Origin of the sequence: Mesorhizobium sp. CAU 1741, from assembly GCF_039839275.1 — a bacterium.
In the GTDB taxonomy this organism is placed as follows: Bacteria; Pseudomonadota; Alphaproteobacteria; order Rhizobiales; family Rhizobiaceae; genus Aerobium.
The window spans coordinates 122,264-140,361 of record NZ_JBDOQP010000004.1; the positions used below are offsets into that span (position 1 = coordinate 122,264).

An 18,098-nucleotide genomic window follows, 5' to 3' on the forward strand; every position below is an offset into this window, starting at 1 on the left:
GGATGCCGGTCACCTGTCGCGTGTCACTCGGCCTTGATGCCGCGGTCGGCGGCCAGGACCTTCCACTGGTCGATCTCGGCGGCGACTAGCTCGCTGACTTCCGCCGGCGACATGGTGCTCAGCGTGGAGTCGAGCGTGGCGAGAAACGCCTTGCCCTCTTCGGTCGAAAGCACCTCGATCATGTCGGCGTTGATCTTCTCGACGATTTCGTCGCTGGTCTCGCCCGGAGCGAACACGCCGAGCCAGAAACCGGAGCTTGCACCCTTGATGCCCAGCTCCTCGGTCGAGGCCACGTCAGGCAAGGCGTCTGCCCTCTCTGCGCCGAACACGCCAAGGGCCTTGATCTGACCGCCCTTCACATTGCCGAGCACCGCCGTGGCGGAGCCGACATAGATGTCGGCACGGCCGCCCATCAGGTCGACCATGGCGTCACTGCCGCCGGGATAATGGACCGGCACCGCGTTGAGCCCGATCGCGGCGGACAGCAGTTCGCCGGCGAAATGCGTCGAGCTGCCCAGGCCCGCCGTGGCGAGGAAATATTCCCTGTCATCGGCGATCTCCATCAGTTCGGAGAGCGAGTCGGCTTCGAATTCGGGACCGGCAGTGACGACGAACTGCGACGTCGCCGGCAGCGCGACCGCCTTCAGGTCGTTGATCGGATCATACGGCAAGTCGTCGTAGACCGCCGGCGCGGTGGTGTAGGCCGAGGTGGTCAGCATGATGGTGTAGCCGTCGGCGGGCGCCGTCGCCACATAGGCGGTGCCGATCGTTGCGCCGGCGCCCGGCCGGTTCTCGATCACCACTGGCTGCCCCCACTTTTCCTGCAATTCGCCGGCAATGAAGCGCGCCACAGGGTCGGCGGAGCCCGATGGGCTGTAGGGCACGACGATGGTTACCGCCTTCGAGGGATAGTCTTGCGCAGCCGCCGGACCGGCGAGAATTACCGCCGCGAGCGCGGCCGTCATCAGATATTTCATCGGTAGTTCCTCCCTGTGTTGGTCGAACGCTCCTTCATGGAACGGTCGACGGACCTGTTTCGGCGCCTAGCGCCGGTTGCCGACGGCCCGACGCATGGTCGGGGCCATCACCTGATCGGAAACCCGGAAGTCCCAAAGCGCCGATCGGTTGCCCGCCTCGAAGGCGGCGGCCAGCTCTGGAATCTCGTCGAGATCACCGATCACATGCCCGTCGAGGCCGAAGCCGCGGGCGATGCCTGCGAGGTCGCCGAAGCCGAAGATCGCGCCATCGTCGCTGACGCCATCGGCGCGCAGCTTGTGGATTTCGGACCCGAACGCACCATCGTTGAAGATGCAGATCAGGATCTTCATGCCGTGGCGCACGACGGTCTCGAGTTCCTGAATATGCATCAGGAAGCCGCCATCGCCTTCCGTCAGCATGACCGGTTGGTCGGGCCGCGCGGCCCAGCGGCCCATCGCATAGGACAGCCCGTTTCCGATCGCGCCGAACTCGCGGATCGTCAGGAAATTGTCCGCCTCGCGACCGTAGAGATGCGTGGCGAAATAAGCGCAGTGGCCGGCCGAACCGACATGCGCCCATGTCTTCGGAGCATGCGCCGACAGGGCGGCCGCGACGTCGCGCGGATCGAAGACGCCGGGCGCGACGGCGTATTCCGTGCTGTCCGGCGGCTCACTGTGGACGCGGCGGGAATAGGCCTCGACATCCCAGTCGCTGGCCCGCGCCTGGCCATTGCCGAGTTCGGCGCACAAAGCCTCGACGGCGAGGCGCGCGTCGGCCGTCAGGTGATGCGTGGCGGTCACCTGTCCGTGCTTCATCACAGGCGGGTCAGCGTCGATCTGGATGACCTGGTCGGGACGAAACAGAAGGTTGAGGTCGCTGGTGTGCTGGGTCAGGCTGGTGCCGACCGCGACGATGAGGTCCGCTTCGCCAAACGCCTCGCGTGCCGCCTCATGCGCGAAGCCGCCGGAAACGCCGATGTCACGCGGGTGGCCGTTGAACAGGCCGCGCACCGGAAGGCTAACCGAGAGAGCTCCGTCGCAGAGCTCCGCCAGTCGCTTGCACGCCTCGACCGCGCCGGCGGCCTTGGCGCCGCGACCGGCGACGAGCACGACGCGGCGCGCGGTGCGAATCCGTTCCGCAGCCGCCTTCACAGCGTCGGGATGCGGGTAGCGCGGGCCGGTTTTCGGGGCGATGGAGCGCGAGGGAACGTAGGCCACGGCGCCTTGCGCCGCGGGCTTCTGCTGCATGTCGAGCGGCATTGTCAGCACGACCGGCAGGCTGCGGCTGCGCGCCGTCAGGAATGCTTCGAGTACATGGTGCACGGCGAGCCGCGGGCTGCGGGCCGGCAGATAGATCGCGCCGGTCGCGTTGACGACGGCGCCATGGTCGATGCGCTGATTGTACCAGCTCGCATCGATGGGATCCTCGCCGCAGAACACAACCAGCGGCACGCGTGCCTGCACGGCAGTGGCCAAAGCGGTGGAAAGCTGCGTCAGGCCGGGACCGCAGGTGACGGACGCGACACCCACCTCGCCGGTGGCAACTGCGTAGGCCGTCGCCATGGCGCAGGCGGCGTGTTCGTGACGTACGTGGATAGAGCGTACACCGGGCTTTGCGGAAAGGGCTGCCTCCCAATGCATGTTGCCGTCGCCGGTCAGACCGAACACGGTTCGCACGCCCTCCTCATAGAAGGCATCGGCAACGGCCTGATAGACTCTTCCGTCCGGCATGCGGACATTCCTCCCGTGCCAGGTGCAAAAGCCACCCGACCTAGCGACGCGATAGCATCGAGACTGATTTCACGAGACCGCCGGTTCCTCCCGCGGCAACTACGAGAGCGAGGTTAGCCAAATGCGAAATCCTGGGCAACGCAACTGGTCAGAAATCATTGCATTGCGTCGAATATCGACAGATTGCATCGTTATCGTGTTTTCTCCTTTGAAAACAATGAGATCACACCCATCCGCGACGTCCCTTTCACCGGAGTTTGCCCGTTATGGCCGCATTGGCGGCATGACGAGTCATTTCGCAGACATAACCTCTTGTTTGATCAATTGGGCGGGTTCGCCTGTCACGATTGCCCCACCTGTCGGCCTCCTGAATTCGGAGCGGCACGACCAGCCTGAAAGGAACTGCACGTGAAGATGCGCGCCATCATCCCCGCCCGCGCCGGCGGCCCCGAAGTCCTGACCATGGTGGAGCGCGACGTCCCTGCCCCCGGAGCCGGCCAGGCGCTCATCCGGGTCGTCGCCGCAGGCGTCAACCGCCACGACTGCAACCAGCGCAAGCGCGGACATGGCCCGGCGGGCAGCACCGACGTGCTCGGCCTTGAGGTCGCCGGCGAGATCGTTGCGGTGGGGTCGGGCGTCGACGAGAACCAGATCGGCAGGCGCGTCGCCGCGCTGGTCGACGGCGGCGGCGCGGCCGATTACGTCCTCGCTGACACGCCGCTCGTCTTCGACTGGCCGGAGCAGCTTGAGGCGATCGAGGCGGCCGCGCTGCCGGAGGTGATGTTCACGCTGCAACTGAACGTCGTGCGCCTGGGCACCCTGAAACCCGGCGAGTGGCTGCTCATCCATGGCGGCACCAGCGGCATTGGGATGGCCGGCATTCCGTTCGCACGCGCCATGGGTGCGCGAGTCGTCGTGACGGCGGGCTCGGCCGAGAAATGCAAGCGCGCCGAAGAGCACGGCGCCGAGCGCGCGATCAATTACAAGAGCGAGGATTTCGTCTCGGAGGTCCGTACCGTCACCGGCGGACATGGCGCGGACGTCATCCTCGACACGGTTGGTGGGCTCTACGCACGCCGCAATGTCGAGGCCCTGGCAATCGACGGCCGCCTGCTGCACCTGTCGCCGGCACCGCCCGAATTCACCGTGCCGCTGTCTGAGATCATGTCACGGCGCGCCCGCATCATGGGCTCGCTGCTGCGCGGCTACCCGCTGGAGCGCAAGGCTGAGCTGGCCGATGCGCTGCGCCACGGCGCATGGAAGCGCGCGGCAGCGGAGATGCGGCCGGTCATCGACAGCGTCTATACCCTCGAGGACATTGCCAAGGCGCATGAGCGCATGGACGAAGGCGTGCATATCGGCAAGGTGGTGCTGAAAGTATCGGACGCGTAACAGGCCCTCACCGGGTGCCGGCGGCGGGATCAGATGGTCCCGTCGCGCGAAAGCTCTTCCATTTCCTGCGCGGTCAGACCCAGTTCGGCAAGGACGCTGTCATTGTCGGCACCGAGCCGGGGCGGCGGGCAACTCGCCTCGAGTGGCCGGCCATCGACCAGATAGCCCGGGCGCAGCACCCGCAAGGGCCGTCCGTCTTCCAGCACACCGTCGAAGTCCGCCGCCTGTCCCCGCGCCGCGAATTGCGGATGGGAAAGAAGTTGCGGCAGCGAAAGCACTTCGCCGGCCGGCACACCCAGCGCCGAAAGCTCCTCCGCCCAGTCGGCGGCATCGCGTTCGGCCAGCTTCTTCTCGACCTCAATGCGCAGGGCATCCCGGTTCTGCTTGCGATCTTCGCGCGTGAGATAATCGGGATGCGCCAACAGGTGGTCGAGACCGAGATGCCGCGCCATAATCACCCATTGCTCGTCCTTGTTGGCGGAAATGTTGACCAGCCCGTCGCGGCAGCGGAACGCACCAGACGGTGCGGAAGTGACGTTCTCGTTACCAACCGGTTTCGGCTCCACGCCCGCCACCATGTAGTTCGACACCGCCCAGCCCATGGTCGACAACACCGCCGCCATCATCGACACGTCGATATAGCATCCACGCTTGGGCGCATTGAGCGCGGCGGCGACCGCCATCGCGGCCGTCAGCCCGCCGATCGAGTCGGCGACGGGATAACCGACACGCAACGGACGGTCGGGGCTTTCGCCGGTCACCGACATGATGCCGGAGGCGCCCTGCACGATCTGGTCGTAGGCCGGCCGGTCACGCCAAGGGCCCTGCTGGCCGAAGCCGGATATGGCGCAGTAGATCAGCTCGGGGCGCTCCTTCTTGAGTTCTTCGTAGCCGAGGCCGAGACGCTCCATGACGCCGGGCCTGAAATTCTCGATCAGCACGTCGGCGGTGCGCACGAGGCGGCGGAAGATGTCCGTGCCGCGCCGATGCTTGAGATTGAGCGAAACCGATTTCTTGCCGGCATTCTGGGCCAGGAAAGACGCGCCCATATTGGCCTTGCTCTGTTCGCGCGCTTCGCCGAGTTGGCGCGCCAGGTCGCCGATGCCAACCGGCTCAACCTTCACCACCTCTGCGCCCAGCCAGCCAAGCTGGTAGCAGGCGAGTGGTCCCGACAGCACGTTGGTGAGATCGAGGATGCGCACGCCGGCCAGCGGCCTGGAGGATTCGTTCATGACGACGTCTCCCCGCCACCGGCCGCTGCGTTCGGTTTGCCGGTGTATTTCCACAGCGCATCGCGCGGCAGCGGGCCCTTGTTGCGCTCGCCGCGCTGCATCTGCTCGAAGCCATGCGCCAGCAGGCCGACCGAGCGCGACAGGATGAACAGGCCCCGGCACAACGTCGGCGGAAACCCAAGTTCGCAGAAGATGACCGCCGTCGCGCCGTCGATGTTCATCGGGATCGGCCGGCCCTTGCGCCGTTCGATTTCCGCTGCGATGGCAAGTGCTGCCCCGGCGTGGCGTCCGGGCACCGTACCTGCTTCGACCGCCTGTTCGACAAGCTCCATGAGGCGCACGGCACGCGGATCGACATCGTGGAAACGATGGCCGAAGCCGGGCACATGCGGCCGCCCGGCGGCGGCATCCTGGTCCATGATGGCTCCGGCGGCCCGCGCTACATTACCACCGTTTCCGTCCTGTTCGGCTATGATGCGGGCGTAAAGCAGCGCCGCCTGCTCGCCGGCCCCGCCGTGGACGTCGCCCAACGCGTTGATGCCGGAAGCAAGGGCGCTGTTGATGCCGACGCCGCACGTGGCGGCCATGCGCGTGATTGCGACGGAAGGCGCCTGCGGCCCGTGGTCGACAGAGGCGACGAGGGCGCTTTCCAGCAGCCGCGCCTGGTCGTGCGCCGGCACGTCGCCGCGCAGCATCAGCCAGATCATCTCGACGAAGGAGAGCGTGCCGATCAGCTCCTCGACAGGGCGCCCGTGGAAGGCGATGCGCCCGGGCGCCATGTCGATGATCGACGTCTCCCACCAGGCTTCGGCTTGCGCCTTCCAGTCACTCACGGGCGGTTTCCACGTCGGGAGCAGAGCCGAGATGAACCAAGGCATCGACCGCGACCACACCCTCGCCCTGCGGTCCGATCATCACCGGGTTGAGCTCGGCTTCGGCGACACGGGGGTCGAGCATCAGCCGCGACACGTCGACGGCAAACCGCGCCAGCGCGTCTAGATCGCCCTTGCGTGCGCCGCGATAGCCGCGCAGCGGTGCGAAACCCTTGATCCGGTCGATCATTGCCTGCGCATCGGCCAGCGTCAGCGGGATGGGATGGACGGCGACGTCGCCATAGACCTCCGCCAGCGTGCCGCCGGCGCCAATCGTCAGCACTGGGCCGACCAGCGGATCGCGCGTCATGCCGACGAGCGCCTCGCCGAGGCCGCGCTTCATCTCCTGCACCAAGACGCCCCTGTCGCGGAAGCCGGGACTGTGCCGCGAGGCCGAGGCCCGCATCTGCACGATTGCCGCTTGCAGCTCGTCCAGCGAGCCGACGCCTATGGTGATCGCACCTGCCTCGGTCTTGTGCGGAAGGTCGGGAGAGACGAGCTTGGCGACGACGGGATAGTCGAGGTCTGCTGCCTGCGAAAGCGCGGCATCGGGCGCCAGATGCACCTGGCGTGGCAGCGTGGCGCCGAGCGAAGCGAAGATGCGGCCCGACGCGCTTTCGTCGAGCGTGGCGTTGCCGCCGTCGCATGCCTCGTCGAGCAACGCGGTGGTCTCCGCCGGAACCTCCACTGGCTGCGGACGCTGCCCGGCATCGAAGGGCACCAGCATCATGGCGATGACTTCGGCGGCGGCCTCGATCGAACCGAAGGCGCTGATGCCGGCATCGCGCAGCATCTGCAGGCTTTCAGGCGCGTGCGGCAACGGCACCGCCACCACGGGCGCGCAGCCCTCCGGCGCTTCCGCCAGTGCATCAGCGACCGGTTTGACGGCGAGTTCCGGGTTGAACTGCGCCGATGACCCGGTGGCGACGACCAGAATGCCGGTCTCCGGATCGCGCATCAGCGTCGAAACGACGGCCTTCATGGTCTCATAGCGGGCACCGGCCAGCGTGACGTCCACCAGCTTGCCGTGGCCGAGAGCGATCTTCTGCGCTTCCAGCGTGGCGCGCGATGCCGGGCTGCATGGCGCAATTGCCACGCTGCGCAGGCTGAGCTGGTCGATGACCATTGCACCGCCGCCGCCAGTGGTGGAAACGACCGTGGCGTGCCTGGGCCGGGCCGGATCGACGCGGGTGCGCGCAAGAGCCGATGGCGCTTCGAGGAAGGTATCCAGCAGGTCGACACGGCGGATGCCGTTGGCTGACAGGAAACTCGCCACCGCGTCGGATGAGCCGGTCAGGGCGCCGGTATGCGAGACGGCGAGCGCCTTGCCCTCGTCCGACCGGCCCAGCATGTAGGCGACAACCGGCTTGCCGAGCCTAGCCGCGCGGTGGCCGAACTCGGCAAGCGCATCGGCATCGCGGATGGTTTCGAGAAAAAGCGCGAAGGAATCGGTGCCGGGATCATCGAGCAGCGAAAGCCCGATGCGGCCGACGCCGGCGCACGCCTCGTTGCCCAGCGAGACGAGGCGCGAGAAGGCGAGGCCCTTCTGCGCCCCGCGCGACAGAAGCGTGCCGATGATCGAGCCGCTCTGCGACAGCACCGCCGTCGTGCCGGTGGCGATGCGCGCCGCTGCGAAAGCGGCATTGGTGGTGCAGACGAAGCCGTTGGCGGTGTTGACGACACCCATCGAGTTCGGCCCGACGAGCAGGATGCCGGCCTCGTCGGCGATGGCGGCGACTTCGGCCTGGCGGGCCCTGCCCGCCTCGCCTGCTTCGGCAAAACCGTCGGCCAGAACCGACACGACCTTGACGCCGGCCTCCGCGCATTCGCGCACCGCGTCGACGACCGCTTCCGTGGGCACCAGCACATAGGCGTGGTCGACCCCGCCTGGAATCGCCCCGACGGAAGCGAAGGCCTGCTTGCCGAGCACCGTGTCTCGCGCCGGATTGACAGGACAAATTCTCCCCGCAAAGCCGTTTTGTTCAAGGAACCGCATCGGCCGCGCGGTGAGCTTGGCGGGATTGTCCGACGCGCCGATCAGCGCCACGGTCGCCGGGTCGATCAGCGCCTTGAGAAGGTCCGTCGTCATTTGGCGGCACCGTCTCCCTTGTCCGGTCGCTGCGAGAAGCGGCGCTCGAAGACGCCTTCGGCGATGCGGTTGCGCAGGATTTCCAGCGAGCCGCCGGCTATCATCCAGCCGCGCGTGCGGCGCAGGCAATATTGCACGGTGCTGTCTTCGGAAAAGCCGGTGGCGCCCATGATCTGCAGCGATTCGTTGGCGGCGTAGAACCCCGCCTCGTTGCAGGCCAGCTTGGCGATCGCGGAATCATGCGCCGAAGGCAGCCCGCCCTGCGCGCCGACCGCGGCGCGCATCAGCAGAAGCTGCGCGCCCGACAGCCGCACTTCCATGTCGGCGAACTTCCACTGCAGACCCTGGAATTCGCAAAGCGCGCGGCCGAACTGCTTGCGGTCGATCGCATGCTGGCGGGCGACGTTGAAGGCATGGCGGCCAAGCGCGGCCGCACGCGATGCGTTGCCCAGCCGCTCGACGTTGAAGCCGCTGATCTGCTTCTTGAAGCCGCCGGGCCCGAGCAGCACGTTGGCCTTGGGCACGCGGCACTCGTCGAAATGGAGCTGCGACCAGTGCTCTCCGTTCATGAACGCCTTGGGCGGGCCGACCTCGAAACCCTCGGTGCCGCGCTCGACGATGATAGAGCCGATGCCGCCCGTGCCGGGACCGTAGCGGACGTAGACCAGGAACAGGTCGGCCTCGTGGCTGTGGGTGCCGAACACCTTGGTGCCGTTGATGACGATGTGGTCGCCATCCTCGCGCGCCGTCGTCGTCAATTCGGTAACGGCGGAGCCCGCGTCGGGCTCGCTCATGCCCAGCGAGATGACGGTGTTGCCGGACAGCAGGTCGCCCATGAAGCGCTCTTTCTGCTCGGGCGTGGCGTATTCGTAAAAGGTGCGGATCGGGCCGAAATTCCCGGCCTGGATCACGTCGGCGCTACGCGGGCAGGCGAGCGCTATCTCCTGGATCGCTATGATGGCGTCGACCAGCGACCCACCGCCGCCGCCGTCAGCCTCATCGAAGGTGATGCCGATCAGGCCCATTTCGGCCGCCCGGCGCGCGATGTCGCGCGGGTAGCCTTCTGTCTGCACGCGGGCGATCGCTCCGGGCGCCAGCTCGTTCTGGGCGAACTTGCGCACGCTGTCGCGGAACATGCGCTGCCCCTCGTCGAGTTCGAAATCCATCCCCGGCGCCTTTCATGCAAAACAAGGTGTTGAACTCCGATTAGACTTACTCCAGATTTGGAAAACCGCCGAAATGTTGCCAATGGGAAACCAGAGATTATGGATTCGGTCTACCGGAACCTTCCGTTGAACCCGCTTCGGGCGTTTGCGGTCGCCTCGCGCCACAAGACGTTTACGGCGGCGGCGGAATATATGGGCGTCAGCCAGGTCGCCGTCAGCCGCCAGGTATCGATCCTCGAGGACTATCTCAACGTCAAGCTGTTCGAGCGGGGCTCGCGCTCCGTGCGGCTGACGCATGTCGGGCGCGCCTTCAGCCACGAGATCGTCGGACTGTTTGAGGATCTCGAAAACGCCACGCAGCGCATTCTGGCTAACGAGAGCGACCAGACCATCCGGCTGCGCATCTATCCAACCACCGCACATTACTGGCTGATGCCCCGCCTGCCCGACTTCAAGGCGCGCTATCCCGAATATCGCGTGCGGCTCGATACAAGCGTCGAGCCACTCGATTTCCGCGGCACGCATCTCGATGTCGCGATCCAGATGGGGCGCGGCGAATGGGCGGATGCGCGCTATCGCCGCCTGATGGACGTGACGATCGATGCGGTGTGCTCACCGAGTTACCTCGAGGTGAGCGGCCCGCTCAACACGCCGCGCGACCTGCGCCCCTCCGACCTGCTGCACGCCCGCTACCGGCGGCGCGAATGGGAAGCCTGGTCGAATGCCGTCGGCGTCGATGTCGACCATCACAGGGGGCTCGAGTTTGAAAGTTCGCTGCTGACCTATTCGGCCGCGCTATCGGGCATGGGCATAGCAATGGGCCAGCTTGAGTTCCTTGGCCAGGAACTGGCCGACAAGCGGCTGGTGCGGCCCTTCAAGCGGCCCGCGACGATGGATGCGGCATTCTACATCATCTGGCCGACGCTGACTTCGGTCAGCACCAAGGCGCGCCACTTCATCGACTGGGTGCTGGAACAGGCCGAGCAGCCGAGCGAATTCTTCAAGCGCCGGGCGCCTCAGCAGGCAGCCGCAGACGACTGACACGCCATCGCGAGGATCGCCGAGGCGTCTTCGCCACCGTCGATGCTTATCCCTGCATCGAACAGTTCCTGCGCCCGCCTGTCGCCCAGGACGGGTGCCGCCAGTCCCATGAACTTTGCGTGCAGCTCGTCTTGCGAGAGCGGAAAGTCACGGCTGCCGGACGCTTCCGAGCGTTCGCCGGAAAAAGTGCCGCGCGTGGTGCGCAGGGAGACCCGCGCCGGGCGTTCCTCCGGATAGCGCCGGTCGAGATCGGACGCCGCCGTCACCGTCAGCTTTTCGGCGACGGCGCCTACCCATGGCTGTGCCCGTGTCTCGTCGTCAAACTCGGCAAGGCCGGCCGCGCCGCGATGGATGGCGAGCGCCATCAGATATGGAAAGCTCAGTTGCGCGTCGGCGAAGCTTCCCCAGCCGACACCGGCATGGTGGGCGGAGATCGTATAGGTCTCGACGTCGACGGCCTCCACCTCCTCGGGCCTGAGACCGTTCTGGCGCATCAGGTCGAGCGCGCATTCGAAGGCCGGCTGGATATGGCGGCAGCAGGCGTGGGGCTTGATGTAGCAGTCGAGCAGGCGAAATTCGCGTTGCGGAGGCAGGGCGGGATCGATCTCGACGCCGGTGAACGCCTGCGCCCAGCCACTCGGCCCTTCGATCACGCCTTGTGGGGCGGCGATGCCCGCCGCAGCCAGGCGCGCCGCCTCAAGGCCGCCGCGCGCGCCAAATCCGCCATGTACCCGCTTCACGTCGGCACCACCGGACAGGAAGGCAAACAGCCCGCCACAGGCGCTGGCGCCCACCCCGATGGCGGTCTCGGTTCGCGCGGCATCGAAGCCGAGCGCGTGCGCGACCGCAACGGCTGCGCCGATCGGGCCGGTGGCGGATGTCGGATGATAGCCGCGCTGGCGCAATGCTGGGTGGCCGGCTTCGGCGAGCGCGCAGACGATTTCGTAGCCGGCGACCAACCCGCCGAGAAATCTCGGCCCGCTGATCCGTGCCGAGCCGGATGCCGCCAAGAGCGCTGGCACGACGGAGACGCCGGGGTGGACCGAACCCTGCCGGTAGCCGTCATCAAGCTCGATGCCGTGGGCCGCGCTGCCGCACAGCATGGCGAAGTCACCGCCGGTCGCGTGCAGGCGGCTGCCGGGAATTGCGAGTCCGCCGCCGTTTTCGGTCGCGCCGACCAGCCCCACGACCATGCCGGCCACCGTGCCGGAAATGCCGCCGATGATGGCGCCCAAAGTGTCGACGAAATGGCTCCGGGCTCGACCCTGGACATCGGCAGGCAACGCGTGCCAGTCGAGGCCGCTCGAAAACGCCGCTATACGTTGCGTGGTGCCTGTCGCTAGGGCATGCCCCATATCCATCGGAGTCCTCCATCGTGCAGCCGGTAGATAGACGCCATGCCGTAAGAATTTTCCATCTGAGAGTTTGTTGCCCATCCATGACCTCACATCATGGGTAAGTCGCGCGCGGGAGAGCTATGAGCCGGTGGACATGACGATCATAGACCATCTGCCCATCCGCTTCCTGGCGGACCCGCCCGGCCTGCCGCCACTGCTGATGATGCACGGCTTCCTGTCGAGCCGGAACCACTGGCTGCCCAACCTGCCGGCCCTGCGCGGCTCCCGCCGCATCGTGCTGGCCGAGCTGCCCGGTCATGGCGAGACACGAGGCTGCACCGATCCGTCAGCACTTCATCCCGATGCGCTGGCGGATACGCTGGACGAGGGACGGCGCGCGCTCGGCATCAAAAGCTGGAGCATCTGCGGCCAGAGCTTCGGGGCGTCTATCACTTTGCGCCACGCACTGCGGCACCCGGGCTCGGTCAACGCCCAGATATGGACCAACGGCAACCGCGTGGTCGCCAGGCCTTGGAGCGAGGAAGACCTCGCCGCCAACGCGGCGCGGCGTGCGCGGCTCGCGACAGAGGGCCGGGAAGCGCTGGCGCGGGAACGGTTCCATCCACGATTCGCCCGCCGCTTTCCCGCTGCGATCCGCGAGATACTGTCGCGCGATGCCGACAATTGCGACATCGACACGTTGGTCGCGCTGATGGACCACACCACGCCCAACCTTTCGTTGCGCGACCGCTTTGCCGAGACGCGCGTGCCGACGCTGCTGGTCAATGGACGCCTCGAACGTCCATTTCAGGTGCATCGCGATTTCGCCGCCGCCGCGCTGCCCTCAATGGAGGTGGTCGACCTGGAGGGTGGCCACTCGATCAACATCGAGCAGCCCGAGGCGTTCGACGCGGCGGTGCTGGATTTCCTTGCCCGCATCGAGCCCGCCTCACCGGATCGCCGCTCATGAGCGGGCCGCCGGACGACGAGGACACCGTTCCTCCCGTCCGCTCCGGCATGGCGCTGTTCTTCAGGCTCGCCGCGCTCTATTTCGTCACCGCCATTGCCGGCTATCTCGCGCATCTCGCCCATGTGCCGCTGGCGTGGATGATTGGCCCGATCCTCGCCACCTGCGCGCTCAACATGGTTCGCCTTGCGCCGCGCGTGCCAACGCGCACCCGGCCGTTCGGACAGATCGTGGTGGCGACAGGCGTGGGCATCAGCTTCACGCCGGCGGCCCTGCAGATGATCCAGAGCCACGCGGTGCTGATGGCCGGCATGGCCGTCTACACCGTATTGATCGCGGCTGCCACGGCATGGGTGATGCGTGCGCTGACCGGTACCGACCGCGTCACCGCCTTTCTCGCCTGCATGCCCAACGGACCGGTGGAGATGACTAACCTGGCGGCGCAATATGGCGCCAACACCGGTCTGGTCAGCGCGAGCCAGACCTTGCGCATGGTGGCGGTGGTGCTGTTCGTGCCTGTGGGCGTCTTCTTGCTGCATGGCGGCTTGCCCGAGCCGTTCACGGAAACGCGGCCACCGCTCGACCTCCAGGCCATCCTCACCCTGGTGCTGACCTTTGCCGGCGCCGCCGTCGCGGCGTTGGTCTTCATGCGCCTGCGGCTGAGCAACCCGTTCTTCCTTGGCCCGCTGACGCTGACGGCGATGGCGACGGCGCTGTCGTTTCCGATGGTGCAGTGGCCCGCCCCGGTGCTTGCGGTGGCCCAGATCGTGCTCGGCACCTGGCTCGGCTCGACGCTGGGCCCGGAACTTTTCCGCAATGTCGGGCGCAAGCTGTCCGTCTCCATTCTCACCACCGTGCTGCTGCTCATGGGATGCGGCGGCGGGGCGCTTCTCATCGCGACCGTCAGCGCGCTCGACGCGGAAACGCTGATCCTCGGCTCCGCGCCCGGCGGCGTCACCGAGATGACGCTCACGGCCAAGGTATTGTCGCTGGACGTCGCGATGATCACGGCGTTCCATGTCGCCCGCATCATCCTGGTCATGCCGAACATTCCGTGGATGATACGCCTGCTGCACAATCGCGCCGCCAAGGACAACAAGAGGTCATGATGCCAGACTACAGAACGCCGCCGGAAAACCGCCCCGTCCGCATCGCGATCCTCGACGACTACCTCAATTGCGCCCTGACCGTCGCCGACTGGTCCGGGCTCCAGGGCAAGGCGGAGATCACCGTCTTCGACAAGCCGTTTGCCGATGCAAAGGCAGCGGTCGCGGCGCTGCAGCCTTTCGACGTGATTTCGACGATGCGCGAACGCACGCCGATTCCCCGCGCGCTGATCGAGGCGCTACCCGAACTGCGCCTGATCACCATGACCGGGGCGCGCAATCCCACGCTCGACATCGCTGCCGCCCGCGAGCGCGGCATTCCGGTGGTGACGACGGGCGGCGGCGGCAATGGTGCCTATGCGACAGTTGAACTGGCCTGGGGGTTGATCCTCGCCTTGGCGCGCCGCCTGCCGGAGCATGTGCAGGCGATGCATGACGGCGCATGGCAGCGCCACCTCGGCATCGCGCTCAACGGCCGCACGCTCGGCCTGATCGGTCTGGGCCGCCTCGGTGCCCGGATGGCGCCGGTCGGCAGGGCGATGGGCATGGACGTGATCGCCTGGAGCCCCAACCTCACCGACGAGCGGGCGGAGGTGGCCGGCGCACGACGCGTCGACAAGCAGGTGCTCATGGAAACGGCCGACGTCATCAGCATCCATATGGTGCTGAGCGACAGCACGAAGGGCCTTGTCGGTGCCGGTGAGTTTTCGCGCATGAAACCCGGCGCCTTTCTCGTCAACACCTCGCGCGGCCCGCTGGTCGATGAGGCCGCGCTGCTCGCCGCGCTCCACGAGGGCCGCATCGGCGGCGCCGGCATCGACGTCTACGACCACGAGCCGCTGGCTTCCGACCATCCGCTGCGCAAAGCGCCGCGCACCGTGCTGACCCCGCATCTGGGCTATACTGTCGAGGAGACAATCGGCCGTTTCTACGTCGATACGGTCGAAAACATCCAGGCCTGGCTCGACGGACGGACGCCAAGGCTGGTGGAGCCGGGCTGACCCGGTAGCATCCGGCACGCCGATTGCCATTCCGGTAAAAATATGACACCGCATGTCATGTTTATTGCGCTGTCTCGTCTTGTGTTCGGAGCCGGCATCGCCCATACCGACGCTGGCTGAAAAACGGAGTTCCCGACGTGAGCTACCGGCCGTCGATGATATGGCACACCGAGGGTATACGCGTGACCGCACCTGTCAGGTGGCGCGGTCTCGACGGCATGATGGGCGCTTTCTGGGAAGCGGAGAGCCAGAAGGGCGCGAGCGGCTATTACCTCGCCGAAGACCCGCGCATCATGATCTTCTTCGATGACGTGTCCGCCAGCATCCGGATGTCAAACAGCGGCGAGGACGTCGCCCAGCACTATCGGCCGATGACGCGGGCGCTCTACGTGCCGGCGGGCATGCCGATGTGGACGAAGACCGACGCCATCCACTATTTTGCGCATCTCAACCTGCACATTCACAAGGACCGATTGCTCAGGTTCATCGCGCCCTCGATCGGTCGCTCGGCAGCGCTTTCGGCGCTGCGCCGACCCGTGGAGATCCAGGACGTAGGCTCGATTGAGACGCTGGCGCGGCTGACGGTCGACGAACTCTCCCAGCCGACGCGGCACGTGCTGTTCGCGGAAAGCCTGGTCGGCAGCATCGTCACCGGGCTGCTGGACATTGCAGATGGCGCCGGCCCCCGTGTCGCCGGCCGCCTCACCCAGGCACAGATGAACAGGCTCGTCGCCTATGTCGATGCCCGCGCCAATGAACGCGTCACCGTCGCGGAGATGGCGGCGGCGGTGGGACTGTCGGAAAGCTGGTTCGCCGCCGTCTTCAAACAGACGACCGGCCAGACCCCGCTGCAGTGGAAGCTCGCCAAACGCATCGACCATGCCAAGCGGATGCTGATGGAAAACCGCTTCCCGCTGGCCGAGATTGCCGACAGGCTCGGCTTCTCAGATCAAGCCCACCTCACAAAGGCATTTCGCCAGGTGGTCGGCGAGACGCCGGCCGCATGGCGCAAGATGCAACCCTCCGCCTGAACGCCCGGACCCCGCGCCGCGCGAGCGCGCGGTGCGGGTCTGCCGGGATCTACCAGGTGTGGCGCAGCGTCGCCGAGATCGAGCGGCCCGGATTGTAGAAATCCGCGCCAAAACCGCCATAGGCGACATGCTTCTCATTGAAGATGTTGCTGACGTTGAGCTGCAGCGACGTATTTTCCTGGATCTTGTAGTTGAACGACGCGTCGAAGACGACGGCGCTGCCGGTCGACTGGGTGTTGGCGTCGTTGAAGAAATAGTCGCCGGTGTAGCGGGCGCCTGCACCGAACGTCATGTCGCCTCGCTTGCCGCTGCCCGGGAGCGTGTAGTCAACCCAGAGCGAGAACAGATGGTTGGGCACGAAGGACAGTTCGTTGCCGACATTGCCAGCCGTGCCGTTCTCGACGATCTCCGACACCATGTAGGAATAGGCCGCGATGAGGTTGACGTTGTCCATGACCTCGGCCTTGGCCTCGAGGTCGAGGCCGCGCACCCGCACCTCGCCGATGGTCTCCGGCATGTTGGTGACGGGATTTGTCCGGGTGATGTTGGTCTTCGTCAGGTCATAGACAGCGGCGCTGAACAAGGCAGGGAACGCGTCGGGCTGATACTTGACGCCGATTTCCCACTGCTCGCCGCGCTCCGGCTCGACGCCGACCGAGGGCGGCGCGACGGATTCGGCGTAGCTCGCATAGGTCGCGACTTCTTCGGTGAACTTGTAGGTGAGCGCGCCACGCTTGGTGAATTCGCTCGGATCGGCATCGGTGGTGACGCCGGTAAGATTGTTGGTCGAGCTCAGGTCCATCCAGTCGTTGCGCAGGCCGATGGAGGCAATGATGTTTTCGTTGAACGTCAGTTCCTGCTGCAGATACAGCGCGTTGTTGTCCTGATCTGTAGAGGAGCTGGCAAAGAGCGGCACCGAAGCGGGCGCGCCGGTATAGACCGGGTTCATCCAGTCGATGCCCGGCGCAGTGCCGAAGAAACTGTCGGTCGATGCGCGGTCATTGTTATACTCGACGCCGACCAGCGTGCGGCTGTCGACATTCTCCCAGCTCGTGTCGTACTGGAGCCGCCCGTCGATGATGAAGTTGTCGCGGGTCGAGTCGTTGCCGAAGAACGAGCGGCTGGCGATCGTCGAGCCGTCGGTCGGCGTTGCGGAAATATAAGCGTAGCCGAAATCGGTCGCCGCCGTGCTGTAGCGCGCATTGGAGCTGAAGGTCAGGCCGTTGCCGAAATCATGGTCGAGCATGACGCTGACCGTGTCGCGGTCGACGCCACGGTAGTTGTAGTCGGGCTCGCCGAAGAAGACGCTGCGATCGAAATCCGTGCCGACCGGATGGCCTCCGCTGCCCGGCACGCCGTCCTTGGACAGATGGTCGTAGACCACCGTTACATTGGTGAAATCGGTGGGCCGCCATGTCAGGCCACCCATGATGAACAGGTTGTCGTCGCGCGAATAGTCGTACTCGCCATCGGCATTGCGGAACTTGCCGGTCAGGCGATAGGAAAGTGTGTCGTCGGCGGTGACGTTGTCGCCGAAGTCGAAACCGACCTCACCGCTGTCGAACGAACCGCCGGTCGCGTAGACTTCGCCGAAACGCGAACTTTTCGGCGTCTTGGTAACGAAGTTGACCGAGCCGCCGGGATCGGACGCGCCGAACGAGGTCGAGTTGGCGCCCTTGAGCACTTCGGCGCGCTCGAAGGCGTAGGGCTCCTCGCGGATGCCGCCGAACGGATCGCCCAGAGGCAGGCCGTCGCGATAGACCCAGGCATCGAAGCCGCGGATCTTGAAGAAGTCGAAGCGGTCGTCCGAGCCGTAGAAGTCCGTCGTCACGCCGGCGGTGTACTGGATCACCTCCTCTGTGCTCTGGACGCTGCGCTGCTCGAATTCCTTGGCGGTGATCACCGACACCGAAGCTGGCACGTCGAGGATCGGCGTCGCCATCTTGCCGACACCGGTGGCTTCGCGTGCGACGATCTCGTTGCGGTCGTCGTCGCCGCCCTGGTTCTCGATGGTGATCTCGGGAAGCACGGTCGTGGCGGCATCCTGCGCCAACGCGCTGCTCCAGGCCACGCTTGCCAGCGCCGTACAGCCCATCAACGTCGCCATGAAATTGCGGCCCCGGCTGCGCACCTTCCGTGCGCAAACGCCCCCATGC

14 protein-coding genes are annotated in these 18,098 nt (G+C 66.2%); 6 read left to right on the top strand and 8 right to left on the bottom strand.

What is annotated here, in order from left to right; genetic code table 11:
* Window positions 1-23: 23 nt before the first annotated feature.
* Both AAFN84_RS17100 and AAFN84_RS17105 read right to left on the bottom strand, forming a co-directional pair.
* Complete coding sequence (locus AAFN84_RS17100) at window positions 24-977, bottom strand: tripartite tricarboxylate transporter substrate-binding protein (RefSeq protein ID WP_347515847.1); 954 nt, start codon at window positions 975-977, stop codon at window positions 24-26.
* A 66-nt stretch (window positions 978-1,043) separates the two neighbouring features.
* Window positions 1,044-2,708 carry a thiamine pyrophosphate-binding protein gene (locus tag AAFN84_RS17105; RefSeq protein WP_347515848.1) on the bottom strand — a complete coding sequence of 555 codons (1,665 nt, stop codon included), beginning with the start codon at window positions 2,706-2,708 and terminating at the stop codon, window positions 1,044-1,046.
* 414 nt (window positions 2,709-3,122) lie between these two features.
* Here AAFN84_RS17105 and AAFN84_RS17110 point away from each other — a divergent pair, with 414 nt between their 5' ends.
* Window positions 3,123-4,100, top strand: a complete 978-nt coding sequence (locus tag AAFN84_RS17110; protein WP_347516211.1) for an NAD(P)H-quinone oxidoreductase — start codon at window positions 3,123-3,125, stop codon at window positions 4,098-4,100.
* 29 nt (window positions 4,101-4,129) lie between these two features.
* Here AAFN84_RS17110 and AAFN84_RS17115 read toward each other — a convergent pair whose 3' ends face one another.
* From AAFN84_RS17115 to AAFN84_RS17130, 4 genes are read right to left on the bottom strand one after another with little or no spacing between them, the layout of a single operon-like run.
* Window positions 4,130-5,332 carry a CoA transferase gene (locus AAFN84_RS17115; RefSeq protein WP_347515849.1) on the bottom strand — a complete coding sequence of 401 codons (1,203 nt, stop codon included), beginning with the start codon at window positions 5,330-5,332 and terminating at the stop codon, window positions 4,130-4,132.
* Window positions 5,329-6,165: a citryl-CoA lyase gene (locus AAFN84_RS17120; RefSeq protein WP_347515850.1), complete on the bottom strand. Its 837-nt coding sequence runs from the start codon at window positions 6,163-6,165 to the stop codon at window positions 5,329-5,331. Before AAFN84_RS17120 ends, AAFN84_RS17115 begins: the two co-directional genes overlap by 4 nt.
* The gene (locus tag AAFN84_RS17125; protein ID WP_347515851.1) at window positions 6,158-8,293 is read right to left on the bottom strand and encodes an acetate--CoA ligase family protein; all 2,136 of its coding nucleotides are present in this window, start codon (window positions 8,291-8,293) and stop codon (window positions 6,158-6,160) included. Before AAFN84_RS17125 ends, AAFN84_RS17120 begins: the two co-directional genes overlap by 8 nt.
* On the bottom strand, window positions 8,290-9,459 hold the full coding sequence (locus AAFN84_RS17130) for an acyl-CoA dehydrogenase family protein (RefSeq protein WP_347515852.1): 1,170 nt from the start codon (window positions 9,457-9,459) through the stop codon (window positions 8,290-8,292). Before AAFN84_RS17130 ends, AAFN84_RS17125 begins: the two co-directional genes overlap by 4 nt.
* 126 nt (window positions 9,460-9,585) lie before the next feature.
* Between AAFN84_RS17130 and AAFN84_RS17135 the strand changes: the two genes are divergently transcribed.
* Window positions 9,586-10,500, top strand: coding sequence for a LysR substrate-binding domain-containing protein (locus AAFN84_RS17135; protein ID WP_347515853.1), 915 nt, complete (start codon window positions 9,586-9,588; stop codon window positions 10,498-10,500).
* On the opposite strand, the gene AAFN84_RS17140 is transcribed toward AAFN84_RS17135, so the two are convergent.
* Window positions 10,476-11,861, bottom strand: coding sequence for an MmgE/PrpD family protein (locus AAFN84_RS17140; protein WP_347515854.1), 1,386 nt, complete (start codon window positions 11,859-11,861; stop codon window positions 10,476-10,478). The genes AAFN84_RS17135 and AAFN84_RS17140 overlap by 25 nt on opposite strands.
* A gap of 130 nt (window positions 11,862-11,991) precedes the next feature.
* Here AAFN84_RS17140 and AAFN84_RS17145 point away from each other — a divergent pair, with 130 nt between their 5' ends.
* The 4 genes from AAFN84_RS17145 (at window position 11,992) to AAFN84_RS17160 (ending at window position 15,942) form a co-directional block, all read left to right on the top strand.
* Window positions 11,992-12,807, top strand: coding sequence for an alpha/beta hydrolase (locus AAFN84_RS17145; RefSeq protein ID WP_347515855.1), 816 nt, complete (start codon window positions 11,992-11,994; stop codon window positions 12,805-12,807).
* On the top strand, window positions 12,804-13,913 hold the full coding sequence (locus AAFN84_RS17150; RefSeq protein ID WP_347515856.1) for an AbrB family transcriptional regulator: 1,110 nt from the start codon (window positions 12,804-12,806) through the stop codon (window positions 13,911-13,913). The genes AAFN84_RS17145 and AAFN84_RS17150 overlap by 4 nt, the downstream gene beginning before the upstream one ends.
* Window positions 13,913-14,911 carry a D-2-hydroxyacid dehydrogenase family protein gene (locus AAFN84_RS17155; protein ID WP_347515857.1) on the top strand — a complete coding sequence of 333 codons (999 nt, stop codon included), beginning with the start codon at window positions 13,913-13,915 and terminating at the stop codon, window positions 14,909-14,911. Before AAFN84_RS17150 ends, AAFN84_RS17155 begins: the two co-directional genes overlap by 1 nt.
* 137 nt (window positions 14,912-15,048) lie before the next feature.
* Window positions 15,049-15,942 (top strand): AraC family transcriptional regulator, encoded by an 894-nt coding sequence (locus AAFN84_RS17160; RefSeq protein WP_347515858.1) that lies wholly within the window; start codon window positions 15,049-15,051, stop codon window positions 15,940-15,942.
* Between the two features lie 49 nt (window positions 15,943-15,991).
* Here the strand turns inward: AAFN84_RS17160 and AAFN84_RS17165 are convergent, their stop codons facing one another.
* Entirely contained in the window at window positions 15,992-18,049 is a 2,058-nt protein-coding gene (locus AAFN84_RS17165; RefSeq protein ID WP_347515859.1) for a TonB-dependent siderophore receptor, read from the bottom strand.
* Window positions 18,050-18,098 lie beyond the last annotated feature (49 nt).

Bases quoted from the DNA above. Each gene is read 5' to 3' on its own strand.
- AAFN84_RS17155 (WP_347515857.1), top strand. From the start codon at position 13,913: ATGCCAGACTACAGAACGCCGCCGGAAAACCGCCCCGTCCGCATCGCG.
- AAFN84_RS17125 (WP_347515851.1), bottom strand. From the start codon at position 8,293: ATGACGACGGACCTTCTCAAGGCGCTGATCGACCCGGCGACCGTGGCG.
- AAFN84_RS17100 (WP_347515847.1), bottom strand. From the start codon at position 977: ATGAAATATCTGATGACGGCCGCGCTCGCGGCGGTAATTCTCGCCGGT.
- AAFN84_RS17140 (WP_347515854.1), bottom strand. From the start codon at position 11,861: ATGGATATGGGGCATGCCCTAGCGACAGGCACCACGCAACGTATAGCG.
- AAFN84_RS17145 (WP_347515855.1), top strand. From the start codon at position 11,992: ATGACGATCATAGACCATCTGCCCATCCGCTTCCTGGCGGACCCGCCC.
- AAFN84_RS17165 (WP_347515859.1), bottom strand. From the start codon at position 18,049: ATGGCGACGTTGATGGGCTGTACGGCGCTGGCAAGCGTGGCCTGGAGC.
- AAFN84_RS17105 (WP_347515848.1), bottom strand. From the start codon at position 2,708: ATGCCGGACGGAAGAGTCTATCAGGCCGTTGCCGATGCCTTCTATGAG.
- AAFN84_RS17130 (WP_347515852.1), bottom strand. From the start codon at position 9,459: ATGGATTTCGAACTCGACGAGGGGCAGCGCATGTTCCGCGACAGCGTG.
- AAFN84_RS17150 (WP_347515856.1), top strand. From the start codon at position 12,804: ATGAGCGGGCCGCCGGACGACGAGGACACCGTTCCTCCCGTCCGCTCC.
- AAFN84_RS17110 (WP_347516211.1), top strand. From the start codon at position 3,123: ATGCGCGCCATCATCCCCGCCCGCGCCGGCGGCCCCGAAGTCCTGACC.
- AAFN84_RS17115 (WP_347515849.1), bottom strand. From the start codon at position 5,332: ATGAACGAATCCTCCAGGCCGCTGGCCGGCGTGCGCATCCTCGATCTC.